The 23,438-nt window shown below is 44.8% G+C and carries 22 protein-coding genes; 6 read left to right on the plus strand and 16 right to left on the minus strand.

Going from position 1 to position 23,438, the window contains the following annotated elements; translation table 11 throughout:
• Positions 1-7: 7 nt before the first annotated feature.
• Positions 8-1,246, plus strand: a complete 1,239-nt coding sequence (locus CAG69_RS00730; RefSeq protein ID WP_161442217.1) for a GGDEF domain-containing protein — start codon at positions 8-10, stop codon at positions 1,244-1,246.
• A 24-nt stretch (positions 1,247-1,270) separates the two neighbouring features.
• Here CAG69_RS00730 and CAG69_RS00735 read toward each other — a convergent pair whose 3' ends face one another.
• Both CAG69_RS00735 and CAG69_RS00740 read right to left on the minus strand, forming a co-directional pair.
• Positions 1,271-2,263 carry a Solitary outer membrane autotransporter beta-barrel domain gene (locus CAG69_RS00735; RefSeq protein ID WP_161442219.1) on the minus strand — a complete coding sequence of 331 codons (993 nt, stop codon included), beginning with the start codon at positions 2,261-2,263 and terminating at the stop codon, positions 1,271-1,273.
• Positions 2,260-3,219, minus strand: a complete 960-nt coding sequence (locus CAG69_RS00740; RefSeq protein ID WP_012842266.1) for a GGDEF domain-containing response regulator — start codon at positions 3,217-3,219, stop codon at positions 2,260-2,262. The genes CAG69_RS00735 and CAG69_RS00740 overlap by 4 nt, the downstream gene beginning before the upstream one ends.
• A 273-nt stretch (positions 3,220-3,492) precedes the next feature.
• Here CAG69_RS00740 and CAG69_RS00745 point away from each other — a divergent pair, with 273 nt between their 5' ends.
• Positions 3,493-3,930, plus strand: coding sequence for a DUF3069 domain-containing protein (locus tag CAG69_RS00745; RefSeq protein WP_005394495.1), 438 nt, complete (start codon positions 3,493-3,495; stop codon positions 3,928-3,930).
• Positions 3,931-4,001: 71 nt separating this feature from the next.
• Here CAG69_RS00745 and modC read toward each other — a convergent pair whose 3' ends face one another.
• The 4 genes from modC to CAG69_RS00765 all read right to left on the minus strand — a co-directional run bounded on the left by modC (position 4,002) and on the right by CAG69_RS00765 (position 8,098).
• Positions 4,002-5,108 (minus strand): molybdenum ABC transporter ATP-binding protein ModC, encoded by a 1,107-nt coding sequence (gene modC, locus CAG69_RS00750; protein ID WP_161442221.1) that lies wholly within the window; start codon positions 5,106-5,108, stop codon positions 4,002-4,004.
• On the minus strand, positions 5,108-5,794 hold the full coding sequence (gene modB, locus CAG69_RS00755) for a molybdate ABC transporter permease subunit (RefSeq protein WP_150916537.1): 687 nt from the start codon (positions 5,792-5,794) through the stop codon (positions 5,108-5,110). The genes modC and modB overlap by 1 nt, the downstream gene beginning before the upstream one ends.
• A gap of 27 nt (positions 5,795-5,821) precedes the next feature.
• Complete coding sequence (gene modA / locus CAG69_RS00760) at positions 5,822-6,577, minus strand: molybdate ABC transporter substrate-binding protein (RefSeq protein WP_145535103.1); 756 nt, start codon at positions 6,575-6,577, stop codon at positions 5,822-5,824.
• Positions 6,578-6,646: 69 nt separating this feature from the next.
• Positions 6,647-8,098 carry a cobyric acid synthase gene (locus CAG69_RS00765; RefSeq protein ID WP_161442223.1) on the minus strand — a complete coding sequence of 484 codons (1,452 nt, stop codon included), beginning with the start codon at positions 8,096-8,098 and terminating at the stop codon, positions 6,647-6,649.
• A 155-nt stretch (positions 8,099-8,253) separates the two neighbouring features.
• Between CAG69_RS00765 and CAG69_RS00770 the strand changes: the two genes are divergently transcribed.
• Complete coding sequence (locus tag CAG69_RS00770; RefSeq protein ID WP_085343791.1) at positions 8,254-8,628, plus strand: YgiW/YdeI family stress tolerance OB fold protein; 375 nt, start codon at positions 8,254-8,256, stop codon at positions 8,626-8,628.
• Between the two features lie 153 nt (positions 8,629-8,781).
• Positions 8,782-9,318, plus strand: a complete 537-nt coding sequence (locus tag CAG69_RS00775; protein ID WP_161442225.1) for a hypothetical protein — start codon at positions 8,782-8,784, stop codon at positions 9,316-9,318.
• Between the two features lie 113 nt (positions 9,319-9,431).
• On the opposite strand, the gene CAG69_RS00780 is transcribed toward CAG69_RS00775, so the two are convergent.
• The 3 genes from CAG69_RS00780 to CAG69_RS00790 all read right to left on the minus strand — a co-directional run bounded on the left by CAG69_RS00780 (position 9,432) and on the right by CAG69_RS00790 (position 12,327).
• Positions 9,432-10,115: an ATP-dependent zinc protease family protein gene (locus tag CAG69_RS00780; protein WP_134645678.1), complete on the minus strand. Its 684-nt coding sequence runs from the start codon at positions 10,113-10,115 to the stop codon at positions 9,432-9,434.
• An 11-nt stretch (positions 10,116-10,126) separates the two neighbouring features.
• Positions 10,127-11,314 (minus strand): amino acid aminotransferase, encoded by a 1,188-nt coding sequence (locus CAG69_RS00785; RefSeq protein ID WP_161442227.1) that lies wholly within the window; start codon positions 11,312-11,314, stop codon positions 10,127-10,129.
• Positions 11,315-11,469: 155 nt separating this feature from the next.
• Positions 11,470-12,327: an AraC family transcriptional regulator gene (locus CAG69_RS00790; RefSeq protein ID WP_161442229.1), complete on the minus strand. Its 858-nt coding sequence runs from the start codon at positions 12,325-12,327 to the stop codon at positions 11,470-11,472.
• Positions 12,328-12,447: 120 nt separating this feature from the next.
• On the opposite strand from CAG69_RS00790, the gene CAG69_RS00795 reads away from it, so the two are divergent.
• Positions 12,448-13,833: an MATE family efflux transporter gene (locus CAG69_RS00795; protein ID WP_161442230.1), complete on the plus strand. Its 1,386-nt coding sequence runs from the start codon at positions 12,448-12,450 to the stop codon at positions 13,831-13,833.
• An 83-nt stretch (positions 13,834-13,916) separates the two neighbouring features.
• Here the strand turns inward: CAG69_RS00795 and nrdG are convergent, their stop codons facing one another.
• Both nrdG and nrdD read right to left on the minus strand, forming a co-directional pair.
• Complete coding sequence (gene nrdG, locus CAG69_RS00800; protein WP_005394529.1) at positions 13,917-14,387, minus strand: anaerobic ribonucleoside-triphosphate reductase-activating protein; 471 nt, start codon at positions 14,385-14,387, stop codon at positions 13,917-13,919.
• A gap of 84 nt (positions 14,388-14,471) precedes the next feature.
• Complete coding sequence (gene nrdD, locus CAG69_RS00805; RefSeq protein WP_161442232.1) at positions 14,472-16,592, minus strand: anaerobic ribonucleoside-triphosphate reductase; 2,121 nt, start codon at positions 16,590-16,592, stop codon at positions 14,472-14,474.
• Positions 16,593-16,901: 309 nt separating this feature from the next.
• On the opposite strand from nrdD, the gene CAG69_RS00810 reads away from it, so the two are divergent.
• Positions 16,902-17,768: an endonuclease/exonuclease/phosphatase family protein gene (locus tag CAG69_RS00810; protein ID WP_161442234.1), complete on the plus strand. Its 867-nt coding sequence runs from the start codon at positions 16,902-16,904 to the stop codon at positions 17,766-17,768.
• An 83-nt stretch (positions 17,769-17,851) separates the two neighbouring features.
• Here the strand turns inward: CAG69_RS00810 and CAG69_RS00815 are convergent, their stop codons facing one another.
• The 5 genes from CAG69_RS00815 to CAG69_RS00835 are packed head-to-tail and all read right to left on the minus strand — an operon-like array spanning position 17,852 to position 23,436.
• Positions 17,852-18,907, minus strand: coding sequence for an efflux RND transporter periplasmic adaptor subunit (locus CAG69_RS00815; RefSeq protein WP_025546211.1), 1,056 nt, complete (start codon positions 18,905-18,907; stop codon positions 17,852-17,854).
• Positions 18,904-22,212, minus strand: coding sequence for an efflux RND transporter permease subunit (locus CAG69_RS00820; protein ID WP_161442236.1), 3,309 nt, complete (start codon positions 22,210-22,212; stop codon positions 18,904-18,906). Before CAG69_RS00820 ends, CAG69_RS00815 begins: the two co-directional genes overlap by 4 nt.
• 28 nt (positions 22,213-22,240) lie before the next feature.
• A complete protein-coding gene (locus tag CAG69_RS00825; RefSeq protein WP_012842252.1) occupies positions 22,241-22,699 on the minus strand; it encodes a YeeE/YedE family protein in 459 nt (152 codons plus the stop codon).
• A 10-nt stretch (positions 22,700-22,709) separates the two neighbouring features.
• Positions 22,710-23,129 carry a YeeE/YedE family protein gene (locus CAG69_RS00830; RefSeq protein WP_005394547.1) on the minus strand — a complete coding sequence of 140 codons (420 nt, stop codon included), beginning with the start codon at positions 23,127-23,129 and terminating at the stop codon, positions 22,710-22,712.
• A gap of 28 nt (positions 23,130-23,157) precedes the next feature.
• Complete coding sequence (locus tag CAG69_RS00835) at positions 23,158-23,436, minus strand: ArsR/SmtB family transcription factor (protein ID WP_161442238.1); 279 nt, start codon at positions 23,434-23,436, stop codon at positions 23,158-23,160.
• Positions 23,437-23,438: the final 2 nt, after the last annotated feature.

A 23,438-nucleotide genomic window follows, 5' to 3' on the forward strand; every position in this document is an offset into this window, starting at 1 on the left:
GTAATAGATGTCCTCATCATCAATGACTTCATCAGGCTTTAGGTTCCTTTTCCCATTTATGTTGCTGGGATTAGTGAGTTCGAGCATGAACAACATCATTCAGATGACTCAGTCAAACTGGGGTATTGCCGCAAATTTGCCGTACATACTGTTAGGCTGTGCACTGCTCCTTTGCTATTCATTTAAGCAAGGTCGGGAGTCAATGGTTTGCTTAGCGATGTTACTGGCCTATTTCGTGATACAGCACAGGCTACAAGTCCCACTTCAAAGTGGTACAGCCTTACTTGAGCTGACCATTTTAGCCACGCTACTTCCTGTTTCATTTCTTGCGGTATTTTTGTTTAGTAAAGACGGTTTCGACTCAAGAGCCATGTTTACTTACCTCTTGATGTTAACGATGTTCGTTCTTTGGTCTTACCTTACGTTAGCGTATTACGTTGAAGGTGGGTTTGAACAATGGACAAGCGGCATTTTATTTATCGTACCTACGGTTTCTAAACTACCTTTTATTCTAGTTTTATATTGTGTGGGTATTGTCTGCTTCCTCGGAATTCTTGTTTTAAAGAAGAATGAAATCATCCATGCGATGACCTACTCTGCAATGGTGCTGGCGTCCGCGACGTTCATTTTCTTTGATGTGCAATACATATCTAGCACCATGTTTACGCTAACGGGGTTGCTTATCATTATTTATGCAGCCTCTGCGAGCCATCAGTTGGCTTTCACAGATAGCTTAACGCGTATCCCGAGTAGACGCGCACTCGACCTTGACTTAAAACACATGGGCAAAAAGTTCACGATCGCAATGCTTGATGTTGACCACTTTAAAAAGTTTAACGATACCTACGGTCACGATACGGGTGATGACGTATTAAAAATGGTCGCTTCGTGTCTAACTAAAACTCCCGGTGGCGCAAAAGTATACCGGTTTGGCGGAGAAGAATTTACCATCGTCTTTAAAGGCAAGTACGCAGGTGAGTGTAAAGAGTTTTTAGAAGAAGCACGTAAATCCATCGCAGAGTATGAGATGATTTTACGTGATGAAGAATCCCGCCCAGATAACCATAAACAAGGCCAAAAAAAGCGTGGTAACGACAGTTCGAGGAGAAAGTCGGTCTATGTTACCGCAAGTTTCGGAGCGGCCGACAGCAGAAATGGGCAAGCACCTCAGGACGTGATTAAGTTAGCGGACGAAGCGCTTTACAAAGCGAAAAAAGCTGGACGCAATTGCGTGAGGCTTCATTAATACCCCAGAGCGAAAGTTAGCTGACTAATCTTGATTAAAGAACAAGACTAAGCTTCCTCCTTTTAACGCACTGCCATAATTGATCGTTAATCCGATCCCGATATTATCTATCCAATCGGAGTCAAATGGTGGTGTCATTAACCATCCAACACTGGCTTCGTAGTAGTGCACAGTATTCATGGGTTTTCTTGTATCACCACCAATATCAACTCGATTGAAGCTCGAATACACTGACTGCACAGTATCTCCGATGTGGGTAAAATCATAAAACACCTTTATTCCATTGACCCAATACCAGCCTTCCGGATTGCCAATATCACCATTATTTGCTTTACCCCAGCCAGTGCCATAAAAATAGTGAGGAGCCGACCAGAGGTACCATTTCCCCCACGATTCATGCTCTAGGTATTTAAGCTTTGTGTTGACTTCTCCGACAACGGCCCAAGCACTGGTGTTTAGGTATACACCTTCTAGAAATGGTTTTAGGTCATTCAGTGCATTACTACGATAACTATAATCGTTTTGATAGTACATTAAGTGTGAGCCGATTGCGCCACTAAGCGTTAGCTTATCAGTGAGGTATTTTTCTCCAGCAAACTCAATATATCCGCCCATGACTAACTCTTTACTTTTATCTGGAATCTGTCCTTTTTGGTCTACATACACATCTTGCTCTGTACTTAAGGCATAAACTCGGCCATTCAATAGGTAGTGAGTTCGCATTCCCTCTTGTTCAAACAAATCAAAACTAAATGGTAGCGTTGATACTGCGATCTTCTTTCTGAGATCAACCGAATCTTGAGTACCAATGTCTTCGTTATCTATGTTGAAGTATTCGTTCGGATCGAAATCATGAAATCCTACCGTAAAGACATCGCTATCTGACAGAACGATCCCAATAGCAAAGTTCCTTTCATACTCTTTTTGTATCTGATCTTGAATCGAATTAGCCTTAGAACATAATGAAAAAAGTGACAGTGTAGCTAAGGCGTAACTATTGATAACAGCTTGTTTCAACTTGCATTTACCACCGTATGTGTATTTCTTCCTAAAGATTTTGAGGTATACAACGCTCTATCCACCGTCGCATACAAATCAGACTGCTGCTCTTTTCCCGTTGGTTGAAAAACAAAAACACCCTGTGACACTGTCACCCTATTGGACACGCTAGAATACTCATGTGGGTAATCCAGAAAATACATGGCCTCTTGTATACGTTCTGCTTCTCTCTCTGCAGTTTGGGCGTCTGTGCAACCCAGTAACACCACAAACTCTTCTCCGCCATAACGCCCTACGTATTCGCCAGAGCGACAAAATGTTGCTTTAAGTTGGTTCGCAATGGCTTGCAAGCAACGATCTCCTTCTATATGACCATAATTATCATTAAACGGTTTGAAAAAATCGACGTCCAATAAAATCAAAGCCATTGGCATGTTGTGACGGCCATGCCATGCAACCATCGATTCTAACTTATGATCGATATAACGACGGTTATAGAGTTTGGTTAAGCCATCTTCATTCGCTTGCTGGGTCAAAAGTTGATTCACTTTCTCCAATTGAGCTGTCGCTTGTTTAAGCTCTCGTCTCATATGGGCAATACGCTGCATTGCGATAAGCTTAGAGTTCAGTACGAGTTTATCTACGGGTTTAATTAAATAATCATCACCGCCGGCCTCTATGGCTTTTGCAATCATTTCTGGCTCTTCGTGACTGCTCAGGAAAATTATTGGGATCCAATCGGGAAAGGTTTCTCTGATATGAAGAGAGACTTCAAAACCGTTCATATCTGGCATCGATATATCGAGTAATACCAGTTCAGGATCAAAACTCTCGTAGGTGTTTAGTGCTTCTAGCCCACTACCCACCGCTTTTACAATATGTCCAAGTTGCTTAAGACGAATAGCCAACTGCATCCTATCTAGCTGAACATCGTCAACCAGAAGGATTCGCATTGATGTCCCTGTCGGTTGCATAACGCGTTCCATTTCTTATTTTGTCTTTATTAAACATATACCATACTCATAGAGTTGTTGCATTCGACTCATAATTAAGTGCTATATTTTTGTTTAAATATCACGGAATCAATTGTCTATAACGGTTACACTGAGAATTGCCCTACCAAAACATGACCAACGAACGTTAGTTCAACAAACTCACGTGTTCTGGTCATCTTGCGGACACATGGGTATAGCTATTTGATGCATTTGGTATTAATATTCCCGCCTTTTTGTAATGAGAGACACACCATGTCAGAAGCAACTAACAGCGAAAGCAAAAAAATCGATCTAGCAACTATTTCTCCTGAACTACGTAAAGTTATTGAGTTTGACGAAGTTCCAGAGCAAATGTTCGAAATGGTTACCTCTATCCATGAAGTGTCTGAAGAAGCAGTGCGTGAGTCTTGGGACGAAATGCCTGCAAGTGCTCAGAACATTCTAGATAACTTCGAGCAATTTCATGCTCTAGTTTCTGTTGGCCAAGCATTTGCTGGTATCAACGTGATGGAAGAATTCCCTACTCTTAATCTGCCAGAAAACATGACAGATGAAGATAAAGAAGAATACCGCGCTCAATTACTTGATAATGTGCTTCACAACTGCGTGAAAGACATGGTTAAGCAACTTAAGAAAGCACGTCGCGACCCACTTCTTAAACGCGAATTCAAAGAAGTGTTCGCAAAATAACGTTTTTCCGACAAAATAAAGGCCGCGTTTGCGGCCTTTTTTGATCATTAAGCGTGCGTAGCTTTAAATGATTAATGCGGCGCTAATGCCACGTCTTTTTGCGTGACACTGACACCTTTAATTTGTGCGAATACAATATCACCTGCCTTTAAGTCGAGATCATCAAGCGCCCAAGGTGTTATCGTTGCCCACAAATAACATCCCTCATCTAGCTTTAACGATACATTAATACTCTGTTTATCATCAGCCGCGTTAAACACCTCGATTGAATCGACCGTCGCAGGCAGGATATTTCGAATAGAAGTCGCCTTAGGTTGCTCTAGCGTAATAGAAACGTCGTTGGCACGCACTTGTAAGCGAATTGGCGTCTCTGGCTCACCATCAATCTTTTGCACCCATAGTGATGCATTGGGTGCAAGGCTGACACAAGTCAGCGCATAGCGCTCATGATGCTCAGCAATTCGGCCTTCAAATAAGCTGCTTTGATCCGAGAAAGACTGCCATGGACGCATCGCATGAGAAGCCCACACGTCTTCAAGCTTACCTGAACTCGTAATTTTACCTTGATCGATAATAGCGAGGTGTTGAGCGAGCCTTAAGATCTCCTGCAGGCTATGCGTGACATAGATAATCGGAATATTAACCTTATCCGACAATTCCTCCAGAAATGGCATCACCTCACGTTTTCTCGGCATATCAAGCGACGCAAGTGGTTCATCCATCAAAAGCAAGTTGGGTTTTGATAGTAATGCGCGCGCAATCGCAACACGTTGCTTTTCACCACCAGACAGTGAGATCGGGAAGCGCTTTAGTAACGGTTTGATAGACAAGAGTTCGGTGACTGCATCAAAGTACTCGTCATCTTTTTCTTTAACGCCATACAACAAATTGCCTTGAACCGAATAGTGAGGAAATAAACGTGAATCCTGAAACACGTAACCAATGCCGCGCTTGTGTGTTGGTAAGTTGACCCCCTGTTCACTATCAAACAAAACGTGATCACCAATCGCAACATGTCCCTGCTTTGGTGCAACTAATCCGCTGATGATATTAATTAACGTGGTTTTTCCCGCACCAGATCGCCCAAACAAAGCGCTAATTCCGTTACAAGGTAACTCAAGTTTAATATCGAAATCAGTATCACCAAGCATTTGTTTAAATTGAACTTTAATCGTCATTACTTCGCACCCAATCGACTTGCCGCTTTGCGATTTAGCCATTCAGAGATCATTAATGTAGACAAAGCTAGCACGATAGAAATGATGCATAGGCGAGCCGCCTGCATTTCCGCGCCTGGCGTTTCAATAAAGTTGTACATTGCCAGTGGAATCGTTTGGGTCTCTCCCGGAATGTTAGAGACGAAACTGATCGTCGCCCCGAACTCACCAAGACTACGAGCAAAGGACAGCATCGTCCCAGTAATAATTCCGGGAATGGTCAGTGGTAACGTAATGGTGAGAAAAACTTTTAAAGGAGAAGCGCCTAACGTTGAAGCGGCATGTTCCAGTTTAGGGTCAACGTTCTCTAAACTTAACCGCACAGACCGAACCATCAAAGGCAAGGCCACCACAATACAAGCGACTACTGCTCCTTTCCAATTAAAGCTAAAGACTAGCCCTACATGTTCATAGAGCCACTTTCCAAGAAACCCTTGCCGCCCAAGAGAAATCAACAACAAATAGCCGATAACCACTGGCGGCAATACCAGTGGTAAATGAATTAAGCTATCGAGGATCGATTTACCGAAGAACGTTTTTCGAGAAAGTAGCCAAGCAAGAAAAACGCCGAGAGGAATGAGCCAAAGTACTGCGTACGCGCCCACTTTGAGGCTTAACATTAAGGCTTGGTATTCCAGTTCTGTCACGCTTTGTTCCTATGATTGAAAGCCGGTTTATTGCTGAAAGCCATATTGAGCAAAAACGCGTGCGGCTTCGTCCGATTTTAGGTACTGGAAGAACTGCTCGGACTCAGTAGAATCATTCACAATTGCAGCCGGGTAAACAATAGCCGCATGCGTATCACTCGCAAATTCACCAACAATTTTGACTTTGTCGGTTAACTGCGCATCGGTTTTGTAGACCACGCCTAAAGGTGCTTCCCCACGTTCAACCAACGCCAAAGCTAGGCGCACATTCTTTGCTGGTGCGATTTGAGTTTGGATCTCTTTCCATACACCCAGTGTAGTCAGTGATTCTTTCGCGTACATACCAGCAGGCACTGACGTCGGATTGCCTAACGCAAGGCGATTTCCATGCAATGCCTTTTCCCATGCTGTTGCATCAGAGAAGTTAAATGAGGTTAATTCTGAAGACTGAGGAGCAATCAACACTAAGCTATTGCGCACCAAGCTTGTGACATTGTCACGAGAAATAACGTCTTTATCGACCAAATAATCCATCCATTTTGTATTCGCAGAAATAAATATATCCGCTGGTGCGCCGTTGATAATTTGTCGAGCGATAGAAGAAGAACCACCATAAACGGGAGTGATAGAAACGTCATACTTTTCTTCAAAGTTTTGTGCGATTTCGTCGATCGCATTCGTCATCGAAGACGCCGCATACACTTTGAGGTTCGTAGCTGCGTTAGCTGAAAATGAAATGCTTAATATTGCCGCGAGGCAAGCATGCGTTTTCCATGCTTTCATAGAGAAACTCCAATACAAGGCAAGCGAAAGAACTGGTTATTTGGGTAGAAAGTTCAATCAGTTAATGTGCTATTTAAACAAAAAATCAAGGTTCATATGTTGTTCTATCGCATCTGCAATACGATTAATTCCTTGTTCCTTTAACTCTTCAAAGTCTTGTTGTTTGATTTGAGTGCCGTTTACCCACTCTGACACCAGGCTTAAGACATCTGCCTCATCAAAGAACCCGTGAAGGTATGTTCCCATGATTTGGCCACACTTGCTGATAGCCCCCTCTGCTTCACCGGTACTCAATGTAAGAGGTTGAACGCCCTGCACTTCACTTTTTCCTACGTGGATTTCATAACCCTTTACATTGGCTGTTTTGCCATTAAGAGAAAGCTGTGCTTGAGTATTTGTAAGCTGTTTGCTGTTAGTTAGCGTCGTGGTGATGTCTAATAAGCCAAGCCCTTCGCTTTGACCCGGCTGGCCTTCGACGCCATTTGGATCATCAATCAAGCTTCCAAGCATCTGGTAGCCACCGCAGATACCAATCACTTTTCCACCAAGACGAATATGACGTAAGATATCTTTATCCCACCCTTGGCTTCTTAGATACTCTAAGTCGTCTCTAACTGATTTGGTCCCAGGCAAAATAACAAGGTCGGCTTTATCTATTTTCTCGCCTTTGCCTACATAACGTAGATTGATGTCGGGATTCAATCGCAACACATCAAAATCAGTATGATTACTAATCCGGGTTAAAACAGGCACAACGACATTCAGTTTTACCTCAGAGTGCAACTCTTGCTGCGCGGTGATCGCGTCTTCTGCTTCTAAATTCAAACCATGAAGAAAAGGAAGCACGCCGAGTACAGGTTTGCCTGTTTTTTCTTCTAGCCAGTCGAGGCCCGATTGCAATAAACGAATATCACCTCGAAAACGGTTGATAACAAATCCTTTTACTCGCGCTTGTTCAGATTCAGAAAGTAACGCGAGTGTTCCGTACAAATGCGCAAATACACCACCACGATCAATATCAGCAACAATGATCACCGGAACATCAGCGGCCTCCGCAAAACCCATGTTCGCGATATCGCCTTCACGTAAATTGATTTCAGCAGGACTCCCTGCACCCTCGATCATGATCGAATCAAATTCTTGAGTCAGACGAGAGAAGGAATCTAACACCGTATCCATCGCAACTTTCTTGTAATCATGAAAGCCAGCCGCATCCATATTTGAAATTGCCTTGCCCTGCAAAATGATCTGAGCACCTGTATCACTGTTAGGTTTAATCAAAACCGGATTCATATGCACGGTTGGCTCAATATTACACGCCTGTGCCTGAACTGCCTGAGCTCGACCTATTTCACCGCCATCTCTGGTTACTGCACTATTTAGTGCCATATTTTGTGGCTTAAATGGGGCAACGTTTATCCCTCTTCTCGCTAATACACGGCATAAACCTGCCACAAGGACACTTTTTCCGGCATCCGAAGTGGTGCCTTGAACCATTAAAGATGGGATCGCTGATTTCATGAACATTTGTAAGGAATGGAGGAAGATGAGCAATCATAACGTCATCGTCCCCACTTACTCAAGCAAATGAATAGAATATGAATGTTGAAATCATCATTGGTTCAAACAAGCTCTGTTTTAATGAACCCATCAAAACAAACCGATGAGGATGTAACATGAAAAAGAATACAATTATCGCAACAATCGCCGCCTTAGTTATTGCTCCTTCTATCGCATTCGCGAAAGATCACGCTCAAAACCAATCAAACTTGCAATTTAATGGTCCTGTCACTGTGGAAAAATTGGACGCCTTGCTAAACGACTCCAATATGTTTACTGAAAAAGATGTAGTCGTTGAAGGTAACTTATTACGTCAAGTTCGCGCGGATAAGTTTGTCTTTAGCGACGGCTCCGGTGAAGTGATGGTGGAATTCGATGACGATATTCAGCTAAACACTCCGATTGATCACACGACTAAAGTCCGTCTGTTTGGTGAATTTGAAGGCGGAAATAAGCCAGAAATTGAAGTCGAGCAACTGGTGATCATGTAAAACAACCCCGATTGCTTTGGATATCAGCATGATGTGGTGAGCATTACAGCTAAATGGTGACGGCAAGCACTTAAAATGATAGCTTTATCAATCTTGGTCTGCTTTTTGCAGACCATTTTTTTGTTCATTTTAATCATCTTGCCCGGAGACACCATGCGAGGTAAAGCTCTAAAGGTTGCAGCCTTTGGTTTGTGCGCTGTTTTGCCACTTTCCGCACATGCAAATAATTTCAACTACAACACGATGGAATTTCGCATGGGCACTAGCCCTGGTACATTTGGTGGCGAGTTCAATACCTACTTTACAGAAAACACCCACTTCATTGCTCGCGCAGACAGTGAGTTTAGCGGAGACTGGGACATTGCTGGTGGTATTGGCTTTAACGGCCCAGCAGGCCAATTTGCGGATATTTATGGCCAAATGTTGGTACACAACATTAAAGAAAACGGCAGTGATAAAGTGGGTGACGAGTGGCGCACTGAGGTGAATATTGGTACTCGTATTTGGTTCATGCAAAATGTTGAGCTACATGCCCGTATCGGTCAAATAATGGATAACGACGATTCCAATACCGTTTATAATTTTGGCGCAAGATTCCACTCTACTCAGCAACTATCACTTGGCGCGGATTTCAAAAATAATGGTGTCTATGGCCAACAAATTGTGATGTCTGCTCGTTTTGCATTTTAATTAAGTAACTAAGCAACTGCATTAACAAGTGTGTGATTCAATAAAAATGGCCTCCGGTTTCGGAGGCCATTTTTGTTAAGTACCGATTGTTAGCCGGAACTAGTAATAAGGCATTAATTTTTGCCGGATTTTTTAGGTTTATCTTGGACATACTTTTTCGATACATCCACAACGGCGATATCTCTAAAAAAGCTTCGACCAAGTAAAATTGGAAACTTCATATGCCCACGCTCAGCTAACGTAAACTCTGTCTTTTCTTTGTGGTCACCGACGGTAATATACGCTTTTACTACCGCTCGTTTATCCACCTCTTCTGACGATGACTGCTTGATTTTAGCCCAGCGCTCTACAGGTACTTTAAACTCTTTAGTTTCTTTATCGCCCAAGTCGATCTTAAACTGAACCCAATCTTTACCATCACGCTCAAACGGAACAATGTCTGTCGCGCTAATTGATGATGTTGTCGCCCCTGTATCAACCCTAGCTTTGAAGGTTTGATCAATTTCAGGAACGTAAACCCACTCTTCAGAACCAAGAATCAACATGCCGTCTGGTGTCTTTGTCACTTTGGCTGGTTTTGTCGGTTTTGGCTCGGGCTTTTTCTCAGGTTTTACTTCAGGCTTAGGCTCCACCTCAGGCGTTGGATCGACCTTTGGTTTCACTTCTGGCTCTACTTTGACAGGTTCTTCGACCTTCGGCGACTCAGGCTCAACAGGTTCCGGCGTCGTTTGAGTTGACGTACAAGCAATTAAACTGCCGCTCATCATAAGCGGCAGAATCAGTTTCCAGTTTTTCATCCACACTCCAATTAAGCTTGAGATACTTTCTTAATTGCGTCCGCTACGTATGGAATATGAGTTTCGGTAAGTCCAGCGATGTTAATTCGACCATCGCCAACACCATAAATGCCATAATCTCCACGCAGTTGCGCCATTTGGTTTTCACTAAAGCCTAGCACAGTAAACATGCCTTTGTGACCCTCAATGAAGTCAAATTGATCGGTATTATGGTTGTTTCTCAATTCGTTACACAAACTTTGACGAAGACTAACCAAACGATGTTGCATTTCACTCAACTCTTGCTTCCAAACGGAAGTCAGGTTGTCATCTTGAAGAATCGTCTTAACCAAAGCCGCTCCATGATCGGGTGGCATCGTGTAAGTAGAACGCGCTAACGTCAGTAACTTGCCTTTTGCATTCGTCACGTCTTGCATGTTCTTACCAACGACAATCGCCGCACCTGTGCGCTCGCGATATAGGCCAAAGTTCTTCGAACATGACGTCGTTATTAACATCTCTTCAACGTTATCTGCCATGAAGCGAAGCCCTTTTGCGTCTTCCTCTAAGCCATCACCAAAGCCTTGGTAGGCAATATCAACAAATGGGGTGAAACCGTTCTTCTGTGACAATTCCGTAATGGCTTGCCAAGCAGAAAAATCGATATCTGCGCCTGTTGGATTGTGACAGCAACCATGCAGCAATACAACATCGGAAGGCCCTGCTTTCGCAAGATCATCCATCATTTTTGCTGTGTCTACTTGTTTCGTTTCTGGAGAAAAGTAATGGTAGAACTTAACTTTAAGACCTGCCGCTTCCATCACTGGTTTATGGTTTACGTAGCTAGGGTTTGAAATCCAAACCGTCGTATCTGGCTGTGCGACCTTCATTAGGTCACCTAACATACGCAGCGCACCACTTGCACCTGGCGTTTGAATGGCAGCAACACGATCCATTGCTGACGTTCCCGTCAGTAGCAAATCGATCATGCTTTTATTAAATTCTTCGCAACCCGCAAGACCAACGTAAGATTTGGTTTTTTGAGTTTCAACAACGACATCCTGCGCCATTTGAATGGCTTTCATGATCGGCGTTTCGCCTGCGCTGTTCTTATAGACGCCAATACCAAGGTCAACCTTGTTTGGACGGTCATCGTTACGGTATGCAACGGATAGAGATAAAATAGGATCTAATACGGGAGTTGGGAGATTAGAAAACATGAAAGTCATAACCCTTTGAAATTCAAGTACCGAACCTCACGTTAACACCATCGCAAAAAATGGCGAAATGATTTTTCACTTATTTCATCAATTAGAGAACAAAATTCTGGGTTACGATAAGTTTTGTGCGCTCTATCGGTTATAAAAAGAACGATTCACTCCTCGTCGTACCAATCCACTCTACCGTTTTTTCTAAACTCTCTTGGCGTCATGCTCGACCACGCTTTGAAGCGCGTACTAAAGTTTGCGCTGGTTGGGTACCCGACAATCTCTCCAATATGTTGAATCGGCCATTCTGTTGAACGAAGCAGCCTAGCAGCATATTCCATGCGCATACGTGTTAAATGTGCCATCGGGCTTCGACCAAACTGCTTTTGAGTCAGACGGTGCAAATGTGGCTCCGAACATGGATATAAAGCTGCCACTTGCTCGACACTCCAATCCTTATGCAGCTGACGCTGGACAAGATCGAATACGCGCCGAAGCCTCAATTGGCTGCGTGATATCGACTCTGAGGGCGGCATGTTTAACATCAGCTCTAACTGAGCCACGCTATGTGCACCAACCGCACCACCATAATCAATAGGAAGATTAATACTGCGTAACAACGTTTGGATACACGCATACATCACCTCAGGTGCAGATGTGAGCTGGTAACTAATATTACTTTCTATCATTGGCCATGCTCTATCAGGAGTAAGAAAAAGCCATGCGATCTGCCAGGGTTCCTCTTCCATACCAAAACCGTTTTCAACACCTGCAGGCACCGTGATCAACGAGCCAGGCTCCAAATCATATCGACACGCCCCACTTTCTAACCAACCTTTACCGCGCACGGTGTAAAGCAGCATGTGTTTTTTTTGGTTTTTACGATAAACAGAGAAGAAGTCACGACAGGTTGCAATTCCGCACTGCACAATGCCTCTCTCCTCCAATGCCAGTACTCGACTGTGATCAATAAACTCTTGATAGGTTTTTTCTGAAATCGCGTAGCGTTCTTGTTTATCTTCCATGATTTATTGGCTCACATATACACTAGTGGAGAGTTTTACAAAGGTTTTGGATGCCTTTGAAAAATACACCGCCAAATCATAGGGATAAACTACTCGCATTAATCTTTAAGGAGAAATGCGATGCTCTTAACACGTGAATACATCGATAAAGCATTTTGGCAAAAGCTGATTGCGATTGGCCTTCCTGTTTCACTTCAATCCATGCTTTTTGCGTTACTCGGCGTCGTGGATATTTTCATGGTGAGCCAACTCGGCGAATCCGCAACGGCTGCAGTTGGTGTTGGAAATCGTATCTTTTTCTTCAACCTAGCGGTTGTCTTTGGCCTGTGCGGTGCAGTTACCATACTTGCTTCTCAATACTACGGCTCAGGAAACCTAGCCGGAATTCGCAGAACGTTGGCGCAATCTTGGTTTATTTCAATTTTGGTGACGCTGCCGTTTATCGTTCTTTATGCGATTTTTGATGAAGAGATCGTCTCTTTCATGTCAGACGATCCTGAATACGTCACTTATGCGCGTGATTATCTTGTGATTACGGGCTTTAGCCTCATTGCAACCGCGATAGTGGTGCCAATAGAAGCGGTATTGCGCTCCGTAGGCCAAACCAAAATGGCAACCAACGTTAGTATCTCCGCGATTGTCGTGAACGTCGTGCTTAATTATGTTTTGATTTTCGGTTTATTCGGCTTCCCTCAATGGGGCGTATTTGGTGCAGCCGTTGGCAGCTTTGTTTCTCGATTTTTCCAAACGGCAGTGTTGATTTACTTTTTCTGTAAACGCTACGCATACCTTATTCCGACCAAGTTCGATTGGGCGCAAGGCCGTTTAAAGCAGTATCGTCAAAAATACTTTAAGGTTTCTCTACCCATGCTAGTCCACGATGCGCTCTGGACTGGTGGACTGATCGTTTACAGCATCATCTATGGTCAATTGGGCGTTTCAGAACTTGCGATCATCTCATTCTTATCACCGATTGAAGGTGTACTGATTTCAACCTTTATGGGATTTGCGGTCGCTGCATCCGTTCTTCTTGGGAATGATATTGGCGCAAAACATTATGATCGGGTCGAGAAAACAGCGTGGTGGTATGTGTTAACCAGCGCAATCTTAGCCACCTTATTGTTTTTCCTAGTGTGGTTGAGCTCGCCTTTGATTCATCATCTATTAGTACTGAGCCCATTAACCGATGCAGAAATGGCACTCAACGTATGCTTAGTCATGGCGCTGGGTATGATTTTGAGAGTGTTTAACATGGTAGGGATTGGCGGCGTACTAAAGAGCGGCGCAGATATTCGCTACAGCATTTTTATTGATACGTTTGGTCAGTGGGCTATTGGTATTCCCCTTACCTATTACACTGGTATGGTACTCGGGTTGCCTTTGTATTTTGTCTTGATGTCTCTGCTAGCTGAAGAATTTGTGAAAGGCGTACTGACGACTTATCGTATCCAATCTAAATGTTGGATAAATAATATGGTCGAGGATGACCAAACGGTGACAGCGTAACTGGAAATACACTAACGAACTCACACCAAAAGGCTCACCCGTGATACACGTGTGAGCCCTTTTTATGTTTGGAGAATGCTTGATTAAATATCCGTAAAGCGATGAATGATTTGGTTTGAACTGCCACGCCATTCGAGATTGAGGTCTTTCTTGTCTTGTTCAAACTTACCATCAATCAAAACATCGATGTATTGCACCACTTCTCTTTGCGCGTCATCCAGTTCAGCCAGCGTGTAGCCTGTCCAAACCCAGATGTCTTTACCGGGACACTCTTCTCTCACCCTTTTCACGATCTTTAAAATATGAGGCACATTAGCAGGATGAAGCGGATCTCCGCCCGACAACGATAAACCGCGACGCTTAATGCGCGTGTCATTCAAGTCATTGATGATCTTGTCTTCCGCTTCTTGCGTGAACAACACTCCCGAATCCAAGCGTTGCGTCGACTGGTTATAACAGCCACGACACTGATGTACACAGCCCGACACAAACAATGTGCAGCGTGTACCCGGTCCGTTAACAACGTCAATTGGATAATATTGGTGGTAGTTCATAATGCGTCTCTTTGTTATCGCGAAAAAGAAAATCAACCTAAAGCAGGTTGATTTTCAAAGTGTTGAATCGAGTGGTAATTAACCTTATAGGTGTTTCACTCGACGTTTAACTTCTTCTTGTTTGCCGAAGTTAAACGGACGTGCATCTGGGCTGCCCAAGTAGCCACATACGCGACGTGTCACCGATACTTTGGTTGAATCGTGGTTGCCACAACTTGGGCAAGTAAAGCCTTTGCTTGTACATTCAAACTCGCCGGTGTAACCACATTCGTAACACTCATCAATCGGAGTGTTGGTTCCGTAGTAAGGAACGCGGGTGTAACTGTAGTCCCACACGTTTTCTAGCGCTTCTACGTTACGTTGCATGTTCGGGAATTCACCGTAACAGATGAAGCCACCGCTTGAGATTTCTGGGTAAGGCATCTCGAAGTCGATCTTGTCGTAAGGGTTAACCTTCTTCTCAACATCCAAGTGGAAGCTGTTGGTGTAGTAACCTTTGTCTGTTACGCCTTCAATCAAACCAAACTCTTTGGTGTCGATGCGGCAGAAACGACTACATAGGTTTTCACTTGGTGTTGCGTACAAGCTAAAGCCATAGCCAGTTTCGTCAGCCCATTGATTCACCGCATCTTTTAGATGTTTGATGATCGCGACCGCTTTTTCACGCAATACGGCATCATCGTAAACGTGCGCTTCAGTACCAAACAACGCGTTGATAGTTTCATGCACGCCAATGTAACCTAGAGAAATTGATGCACGGCCGTTTTTGAAGATTTCTGCAATCGAATCGTCCGCTTTCAAGCGCACACCACATGCACCTTCCATATATAGAATTGGTGCAACGCGCGCTTTTACGTTCTCTAGACGAGAAATACGTGTTTCTAGTGCTTTACGAGCAAGACGTAGACGATCATCAAGCAGTTCATAGAACTTCGCTTCGCTGCCTTTTGCGCGAAGCGCGATACGTGGCAAGTTCAAGCTAACTACACCAAGGTTGTTACGACCTTCATGGATAAGTTCGCCATTCTCTTCGTAAGTACCTAGGAAGCTACGACAACCCATAGGTGTTTTGAATGAACCCGTTACTTCCACGACTTTGTCGTAGTTAAGAATGTCTGGGTACATACGCTTAGACGCGCACTCAAGCGCAAGTTGCTTGATGTCGTAGTTTGGATCTTCTGATTTGTGGTTTAGACCGTCTTTAATACCGAACACCAATTTAGGGAATACGGCGGTTTTACGGTTTTTGCCAAGACCAGCGATACGGTTTTTCAAAATCGATTGCTGAATAAGACGAGACGCCCAGCTTGTACCAAGACCAAAACCAAACGTTACGAATGGGGTTTGCCCATTCGCCGTGTGCAATGTGTTTACTTCGTATTCCAGAGATTGGAATGCGTCGTAACACTCTTTCTCTGTGCGCGCTTTAGCAAACTCTTCTGGCTCAGCAATGTTCCACTCTTTCGCGATTTCTAAATGCTTTTCATAGCTCGTGATGACGTAAGGTTCTAACACTTCGTCAATACGGTTGATAGTTGTACCGCCATAAATATGGCTAGCCACTTGAGCAATAATTTGCGCCGTTACGGCAGTCGCAGTTGAAATCGATTTAGGCGTATCGATTTCTGCATTACCCATTTTGAAGCCGTGCGTTAGCATGCCTTTCAAATCGATAAGCATACAGTTAAACATCGGGAAGAATGGGGCGTAATCCAGATCGTGGTAGTGAATGTCACCCACTTCGTGTGCTTGAACCACATCACGAGGCAGGATGTGCGTTTTCGCGTAGTGCTTCGCCACAATCCCAGCCAACAAGTCACGCTGAGTTGGGATAACTTTGCCGTCTTTGTTCGCGTTTTCGTTGATCAAATCAAGGTTACTTTCTTCAATCAAACCCTCGATTTCACGAGTTAGTGCACTTTGCTTTTCACGAGCGATGTCGCGGTCATGTCGGTATTCAATGTAAGAACGTGCTAGGGCTTTGTAAGGGCCTTGCATGAGCTCATTCTCGACTAAGTCTTGGATCTCATGGATGTGAACTTCATCGTGATCTTTTAGCTGTAACTCGACAGCAAGAGCGACATTAAGAGCATAAATGGCGACATCTTTATCTTTGTTTTCCGCTGCCGCTTCAACTGCTGCTTGGATACGATCCCTGTTGAACGGAGCTCTTGAGCCGTCACGCTTGATTACGATTGGTTTCACTTTCTTCTCCTTACCCCAGCATACTCACAGAGTTATCCACAAACACACTATATGGGGTTATTTTTTATTCTGCTAACACAATATATTGTGGCGTATTTAACGAAAAGCACCACTTGAAAACATTGATTTTGATCAATAAAGATCGGCTAGCGGACAAGAACAAATCGATCTTATTGGTACTGATCTCAGTTGAGAAGAAAACCATGAAAATTGCAAAATTGGTACGAAATCTACTTGCTTTTTTTAGAGCGCTTATAGGATAAAGGTTGGAAAGGAATACGCTAAAATCCAGGAGTGAAACAAGCCAATATGCGATCACTATTTGTTACTGCCTTATTAATTTTTAGTTCAACGTCACTTGCTCAAAACTCCATCAACTTAACCAGTTGGAATATAGAATGGCTGTCTATAAATGGAGGTAAGGTTTCTAGAACCAGTGACGATTTCGTCAAACTCAACCAATATGTGGATAAAACTCAAGCCGACATCATCGCCTTTCAAGAGGTCGACTCCAAAGCCGCCGTTCAAAAAGCCGTAGGAGATGGCTACGCGATTTACCTCTCTGATCGAGCTCAATCAAACAATAAGCACCTTCAGTTTTCTGATACCAACCAGTACACCGGTTTTGCTGCACGCAAAGACATTGAAGTGTCTGACCCAGCAGACTTCGCGATCACGCGTGGTAATAGCAAGTTGCGCTTTGCCAGCTACATCGTCGTTAACCCAAACCAAAAGGACGAGCTTCACCTGCTCTCTGTGCATTTAAAAGCTGGATGCAGCGGAGCATACAAAAACAACCGCAATTGCCAAACACTGAGCCAACAAGGAGAAGCACTTGCTAAGTGGATGAGCGAGAGAGAAAAGAAAAAAGAGCAGTACGCCGTAATGGGCGATTTCAATCACAACTTGTCGTATCAACGTGATTGGTTGTGGGCGATCATGACGCTTGGTAACGATGCACAATTGGTAACGCGAGATACCAAAGCGGATTGCAAGGTTCGCTCAAATAAGAACCCAAGAAAAACACACCAATTCCGCTCTTTGATTGATCACATTATTGTTAGCCCGCAAATAAAAGCGAAAAACGCACATCAAACGCTGTTCAGCTCACAAGATGTTTTGGATTACAAACTGAGTGACCATTGTCCTGTAAACGCAACGGTAACGCTTAACTGAACGAACAAAACAGCCCAGCATCATGCTGGGCTGTTTTATGTTGTTTGTTAGATAGTAACTAGTTAACAAAAGAAACCGTTCTATCAAAGCGCTCTTGGATTCAGCAGTACGACGTCACCCTGCTTCAACCCCGTTCGCACTCTCCCCAACTCTCCAAGCTGAATAAGCCGAGTTTCTACCTCACCGCTGTCTTGCACCACTTTTACGTAGTCCAATTGGCCAACTTGGTAAACCGCCTCTTTTGGCACGCGAAGTACAACATCGTCGGTCAAGGTCAACGCGACTTTGGCGTATGTACCTGGATAGATAGCCGTTAGCGGCTCAAATTGAAGCTTTACGGTATAACTACGCGAGTTGGCATCTGCCGACGGCGTCACTTCTTTTACAGCCGCTTGCGCATTGAGATTGTAAGACGGAAAAACAACGTCCACTTCTTTATCATAAGTCACATAAGGCATGACAGACTCAGCAAAGTTCACCTCTATTTCTAACGAGTTTGGATTGTACATTGATAAAAGCAAAGCCCCCGGCGTCGCGGTATCACCTTTGTTGATGGGCTTTTGCGTGATCAAGCCATCAAACGGTGCAGTAATGATACTGTAGCCAAAGGTCGTTTCCGCCTCAGAGACCGCCGCCTGAGCTTTATTGAAGTTGGCTTGTGCGGTTTGCAACGCACTTTCCGCTTGGTCAAATTGCGATTGAGGGATCAGTTTTTTGTTTAAAAGCGCTCTGACACGAGAAAACTCCTTTCTCGCCGCATTGAGCTGCGCTTGTGCAGAGGATAAAGCCTGCTCACTTTGACGAACTCGCGCGTCGAGATCATCGCTTTCTAGCCGCGCCAACACGTCTCCTTGCTTCACCCTATCGCCAACCTTCACCAATACCTCCATCACCGATGCCGTTAACCGTGCCGCGATATCGGCGTGCTGCTCTGCAACGACGACGCCCGGAAACTCTCGAACAACCGGTTCGCTGGTTAACATCAGTTGATGTGTCTCTGCATTATTTACATCAATCTGGTTAGTTTTCGCGTCATGTTCGGTCGGCAACTTTTCTGTAAAAAATCCAGCCATATAGAGAAAAAGAAGCGCGAGTATGGCAAACAGAATCACGCCTAACCATTTGGTATCTAATTTCATTGCTCTTCCTCCATCTGAGGTAATCCATGTCCTTTGGTGTTTTGGTATGCAAGGTTATAAACCACCGGAACCACAAGCAGCGTAAAGATGGTCGAGGCGGTAATACCGAATATGATTGCCCAAGCCAAACCGTTAAAAATTGGGTCTAACGTAATCACGACGTTACCCAGTAACGTTGTACCCGCAGTCAGCAATATTGGCCGCATACGAACAACACCAGATTCAATCAACGCATCATGTAAACTACGACCTTCAGCCAGCGATTGCTGAACAAATTCAATCAAAACGAGTGAGTTACGCACCACAATCCCTGCTAGCGCAATCATGCCGATCATCGCGGTCGCCGTGAACAGCGCCGGGTTCGGGTAATTACCGATGTCACTGCTTAACACATTCAAAATCCAGAACCCCGGCATAATCCCAATCACGGTCAGGGGTATCGCCAGCATGATGATGCCCGATACCGCAGGTAAACCAGTTTGAATCAACATCACCACAAATACGCCAAGCAGCGCAGCGCCATAAGCAATGCCTAAATCTCGGAATACGTCTACTGTGATTTTCCATTCCCCCTCGCCACTCCAAACCACCCCGATGTTGTCTGGCACGCTCCAAGTGACACCAGCGCCATTGCTCAAGTACGTGCGATCTTGCCAGTGACGATGCGCCTCTTTCGCGTGAATTGTATCTTGGTCAGCCATCACATCGGCAATCACTTCACCCGGGACACGCCCAACTACCTCAGCGTAGACATACACAACAGGCTTGAGGTTTTTATGGAAAATCGGTTTGTCCGCTGCGCGTTTCACAAAATGACCGACTTCAGACAACTGCACGATAGGCTGAGGAGCATCCACAACCGCCCCATTGGATTCTACTTTTGCAATGCCCGGACGGCCTCGCACATAAAGCTGCTCTAGTTGATTCAGGTTATCTCTGTCTTCGCGTCGGAGCTGCACTTCGATAGGCAGTGGGTCCACTTCTCTTGGATCGGCTATATAACCGAGCACTTTGGCGTTCGCGGCGGTAATAAGCGTGTTATTGATATCAGCAACGGAAACACCAGACAGCGCCGCTTTTTCTTGATCAACGATGAATTGCCACGTTTCTAAATCACCTTGGATGCTGGTATCCACCTCAGAAACCAACTGTTCTTTGCGAAGCCTATCCGCGACTTTCTCTGCTTGGATCATCAGATCTTCATAAGACGTCGCTTCATCACCGTAAACTTCTGCCGTAATGGTGGCGATAACAGGCGGGCCTGGTGGCACTTCGACTAGCTGCACGTCAGCATCAAACTTATCTGCAATCTGTTCTAAGTCCGCCCTGAGTCGTGTCACCAGTTCGTGTGATTGCATTGAGCGGCGATTCTTCTCTGCAAGAACGACTCGAAGCTCGCCTTGGTATGGTTCGCTACGCATAAAGTAGTGGCGCACCATGCCGTTGAAGTCCATTGGGGAAGCGGTGCCTGCAAAGCCCGACACACTTGTCACTTCCGGCACCATCATTAAATAGTCCGTAAAGCTCGACAGCGCGTTGGAGGTATCCACAAAGCTTGAAGACTCTGGCATGTTTAATACCAATTGGAACTCGTTCTTATTGTCATAAGGCAGCAACTTGAGTGGAACTAAGCGAAGTGCTGGCAACAATGCTGCCAAGACGAACAACAAAGCAACCAAACCAAGGAAAAGCCACGCTTTCTTGCGGCTTTCAAGTAGCGGAATCAACACACCACGATAAAAACGATACATCGGCGAAGATTGGATGTCATAGTGGCCGTTTTCCTCAGCACCTTTGAGTAGCTTCTTGGCAAGCCAAGGCGTGATCATAAACGCGACAACGGTACTAAAGATAACGCTGATCGGAACGTTGAACGCCAATGGCGCCATGTAAGGCCCCATCATCCCAGTGATAAAAAACATCGGCGTAAACACGATCACGATTGCGACCGTCGACATTAACAAGGCGCTACGAATTTCTGCCATGGCGAGAACAATCGCGTTGGTTCGTGTTAGATTTTTGCGTTTGAGGTAGCGTTCAATGTTGTCGATACTGGCGATCGGATCGTCCACGATCAAACCTAGCGCCAAAATCAATGCAAAGAGTGTGACTCGATTGATGGAATAGCCAAATGCCAAGTCCATCCCGAGCGCGGCGCCATAGCTAACCGGAATCGCGATACCAACCACCAATGCGCTTCGCCAGTTCAAGAACAAACCGACAAACACCACGACCGTTAGAATAGAGATGCCAAGGCTTGATACCAAGTTGTTTACTTTCGCATTCGCCGTTTCGCCATAGTCACGAATGACTGCAACTTGAACTTGTGGAGGAAACTGGTCGGATTGAAGCGCCGCCAGTTTATCCCGAACAGACTGAGCGACGTTAACCGCGTTCGAGCCTTTTTGTTTAGCGACAGAAATGAACACCGATGGGTATGCTTCATCGTGGTTTTTATCGCGATACCAAGTATCGGATGTTGCCTCACCTTCACCGTCGTAAATACGCGCGACATCTTTCAAATAAACGGGTTTGCCATTGAGCACCGCGATAACAAGGTCGCCAACCTCTTCGGCGTTAGTCAGAAACCGTCCCGACTCCAATGTGTAATTTTGCCCGTTTACGCGAACGTTCTTGCCTTGGGTTTTGCTATTACTGAGCTGAATGGCCTGTTCGAGGTCATCGATGGTTACTTTGAAGTTTGCCATCGCAACGGAATCAAGCTCTATCTGGATTTTTCTCGGCTCACCGCCAATCACTTCCACCTTGTTGGTGGCATCCAATGATTTAATGCCTAACGTGGCTTGGTCTGCAATACGTCTCAACTGATGGCGATCGAGAATGTCTGGATCGGTGGAATAAATTGCGGCAACAACAATGGGTACATCATCGATTTCAACAGGCTTTACAAGCCAGTTAGTGACAGAAGGAGGAACTTTGTCTTGGTTGGAATAGAGTTTGTTGTAAAGCTTAACCAAAGCATCTTCGCGGTTTTCGCCGACATAGAAACGAACGATGACTTGCGCAGCACCTTCCATTGACGAAGAATAAACGTATTCCACACCGTCAATTTGGCTAACAAGCTTTTCTAATGGTTCAGTGATTTGATTTTCGACTTGAGAAGCGCTTAGTCCGGGAGCCGAAACCAATACATCAGCCATCGGCACAACGATTTGCGGGTCTTCCTCTTTCGGAGTCAACCACAAAGCCGCGGCACCGACCATAAGCGCGAGTAAAATCATGATCGGAGGGAAAAAGCTGTTCATCACAGACTGAACAAAACTTCGCTTTAGTTTGTCGGGCATCCTTTCCCCTCCATATCAGATTGATTGTTTAGGCGTTCGCGGTTTTCACCTTCTTCGCGTTACGGTGAGTAATGATCGCCTTCGCGAACAGAGATCCAAGTAACATCGCAAGGAAGAACACCACAATGCTCACGTTGCCTAATGCCAGACTCGCAACCGCAGGGCCAGGGCAAATACCTGCCAACCCCCAACCTAAACCAAAGATCGCCGCACCAGATAACAAACGTCCGTCGATGTTCTTATTGGTTGGTGTGCAAAACGCTTCACCGCTAACTGATTGTTTTCTCGGCTTGATGATTAAAAAATAGCTTGGCATGAATACCGCGAGTGCGCCGCCCATCACAAAAGCCAAACTTGGATCCCAACTGCCAGAAATATCTAAAAATCCAATGACTTTAGCTGGGTCGATCATACCAGACACCGCCATGCCCATACCGAATAACACACCGCTCAAAAGAGCAGAAAAACGAAAAATAGTCTTGTTCATGGAATCTCTCTTAAACTAGGTGAAGTCGAACGAATACCGTTAGGCCAGCGACAGCCATAAATACACAGGTCGCCACAATAGAGCGCTTAGACAAACGGCCCATGCCACAAATGCCGTGCCCACTAGTACATCCGTTACCCAGTCTGGTTCCGATTCCTACCAATAAACCAGCGGCAATCACCATCCCTAAAGAAAGGTTCGCGGTACTAGGAACCGCAACGCCCAACATCAGAACGCTAATCAAGCCACCAGCTATCATTCCAACCGCAAAAAGCAATCGCCACGAATAATCGCCTTTTTTCGGTGACATAATGCCATTCATAATTCCACTGATTCCGGCAATTTTCCCGTTAACCAACAACAATATAGTGGCGGAGATCCCTAACAAAATGCCACCAAACAACGATTCCCATGGAATAACGTTTAACATTATTTACCTCTAAAATCTTAGCTACGAATTAGTTACAGAAAACGCTATGAAGCGCCTTGATTAATGACTCAACTCTCGGTTCTGACAACGAATAAAACACTTGCTGTGATGCCTTACGAGCCTTGATCAATTTGTGTTTGCGAAGCACCGTCAAGTGCTGTGAAAAGGCGGATTGGCTAAGGAACGAGTTCTTTTGCAGCTCCCCAACACCAACCTCACCTTGGGTCAGTTGGCACAACACCATTAGCCTTTCCGGATGTGCCATTACTTTTAGGAGATCAGCAGCTTCATTGGTATTGCCTTTCATTG

Origin of the sequence: Vibrio sp. V43_P6S15P86 (assembly GCF_009904725.1) — a bacterium.
GTDB lineage: Bacteria > Pseudomonadota > Gammaproteobacteria > Enterobacterales > Vibrionaceae > Vibrio > Vibrio diabolicus.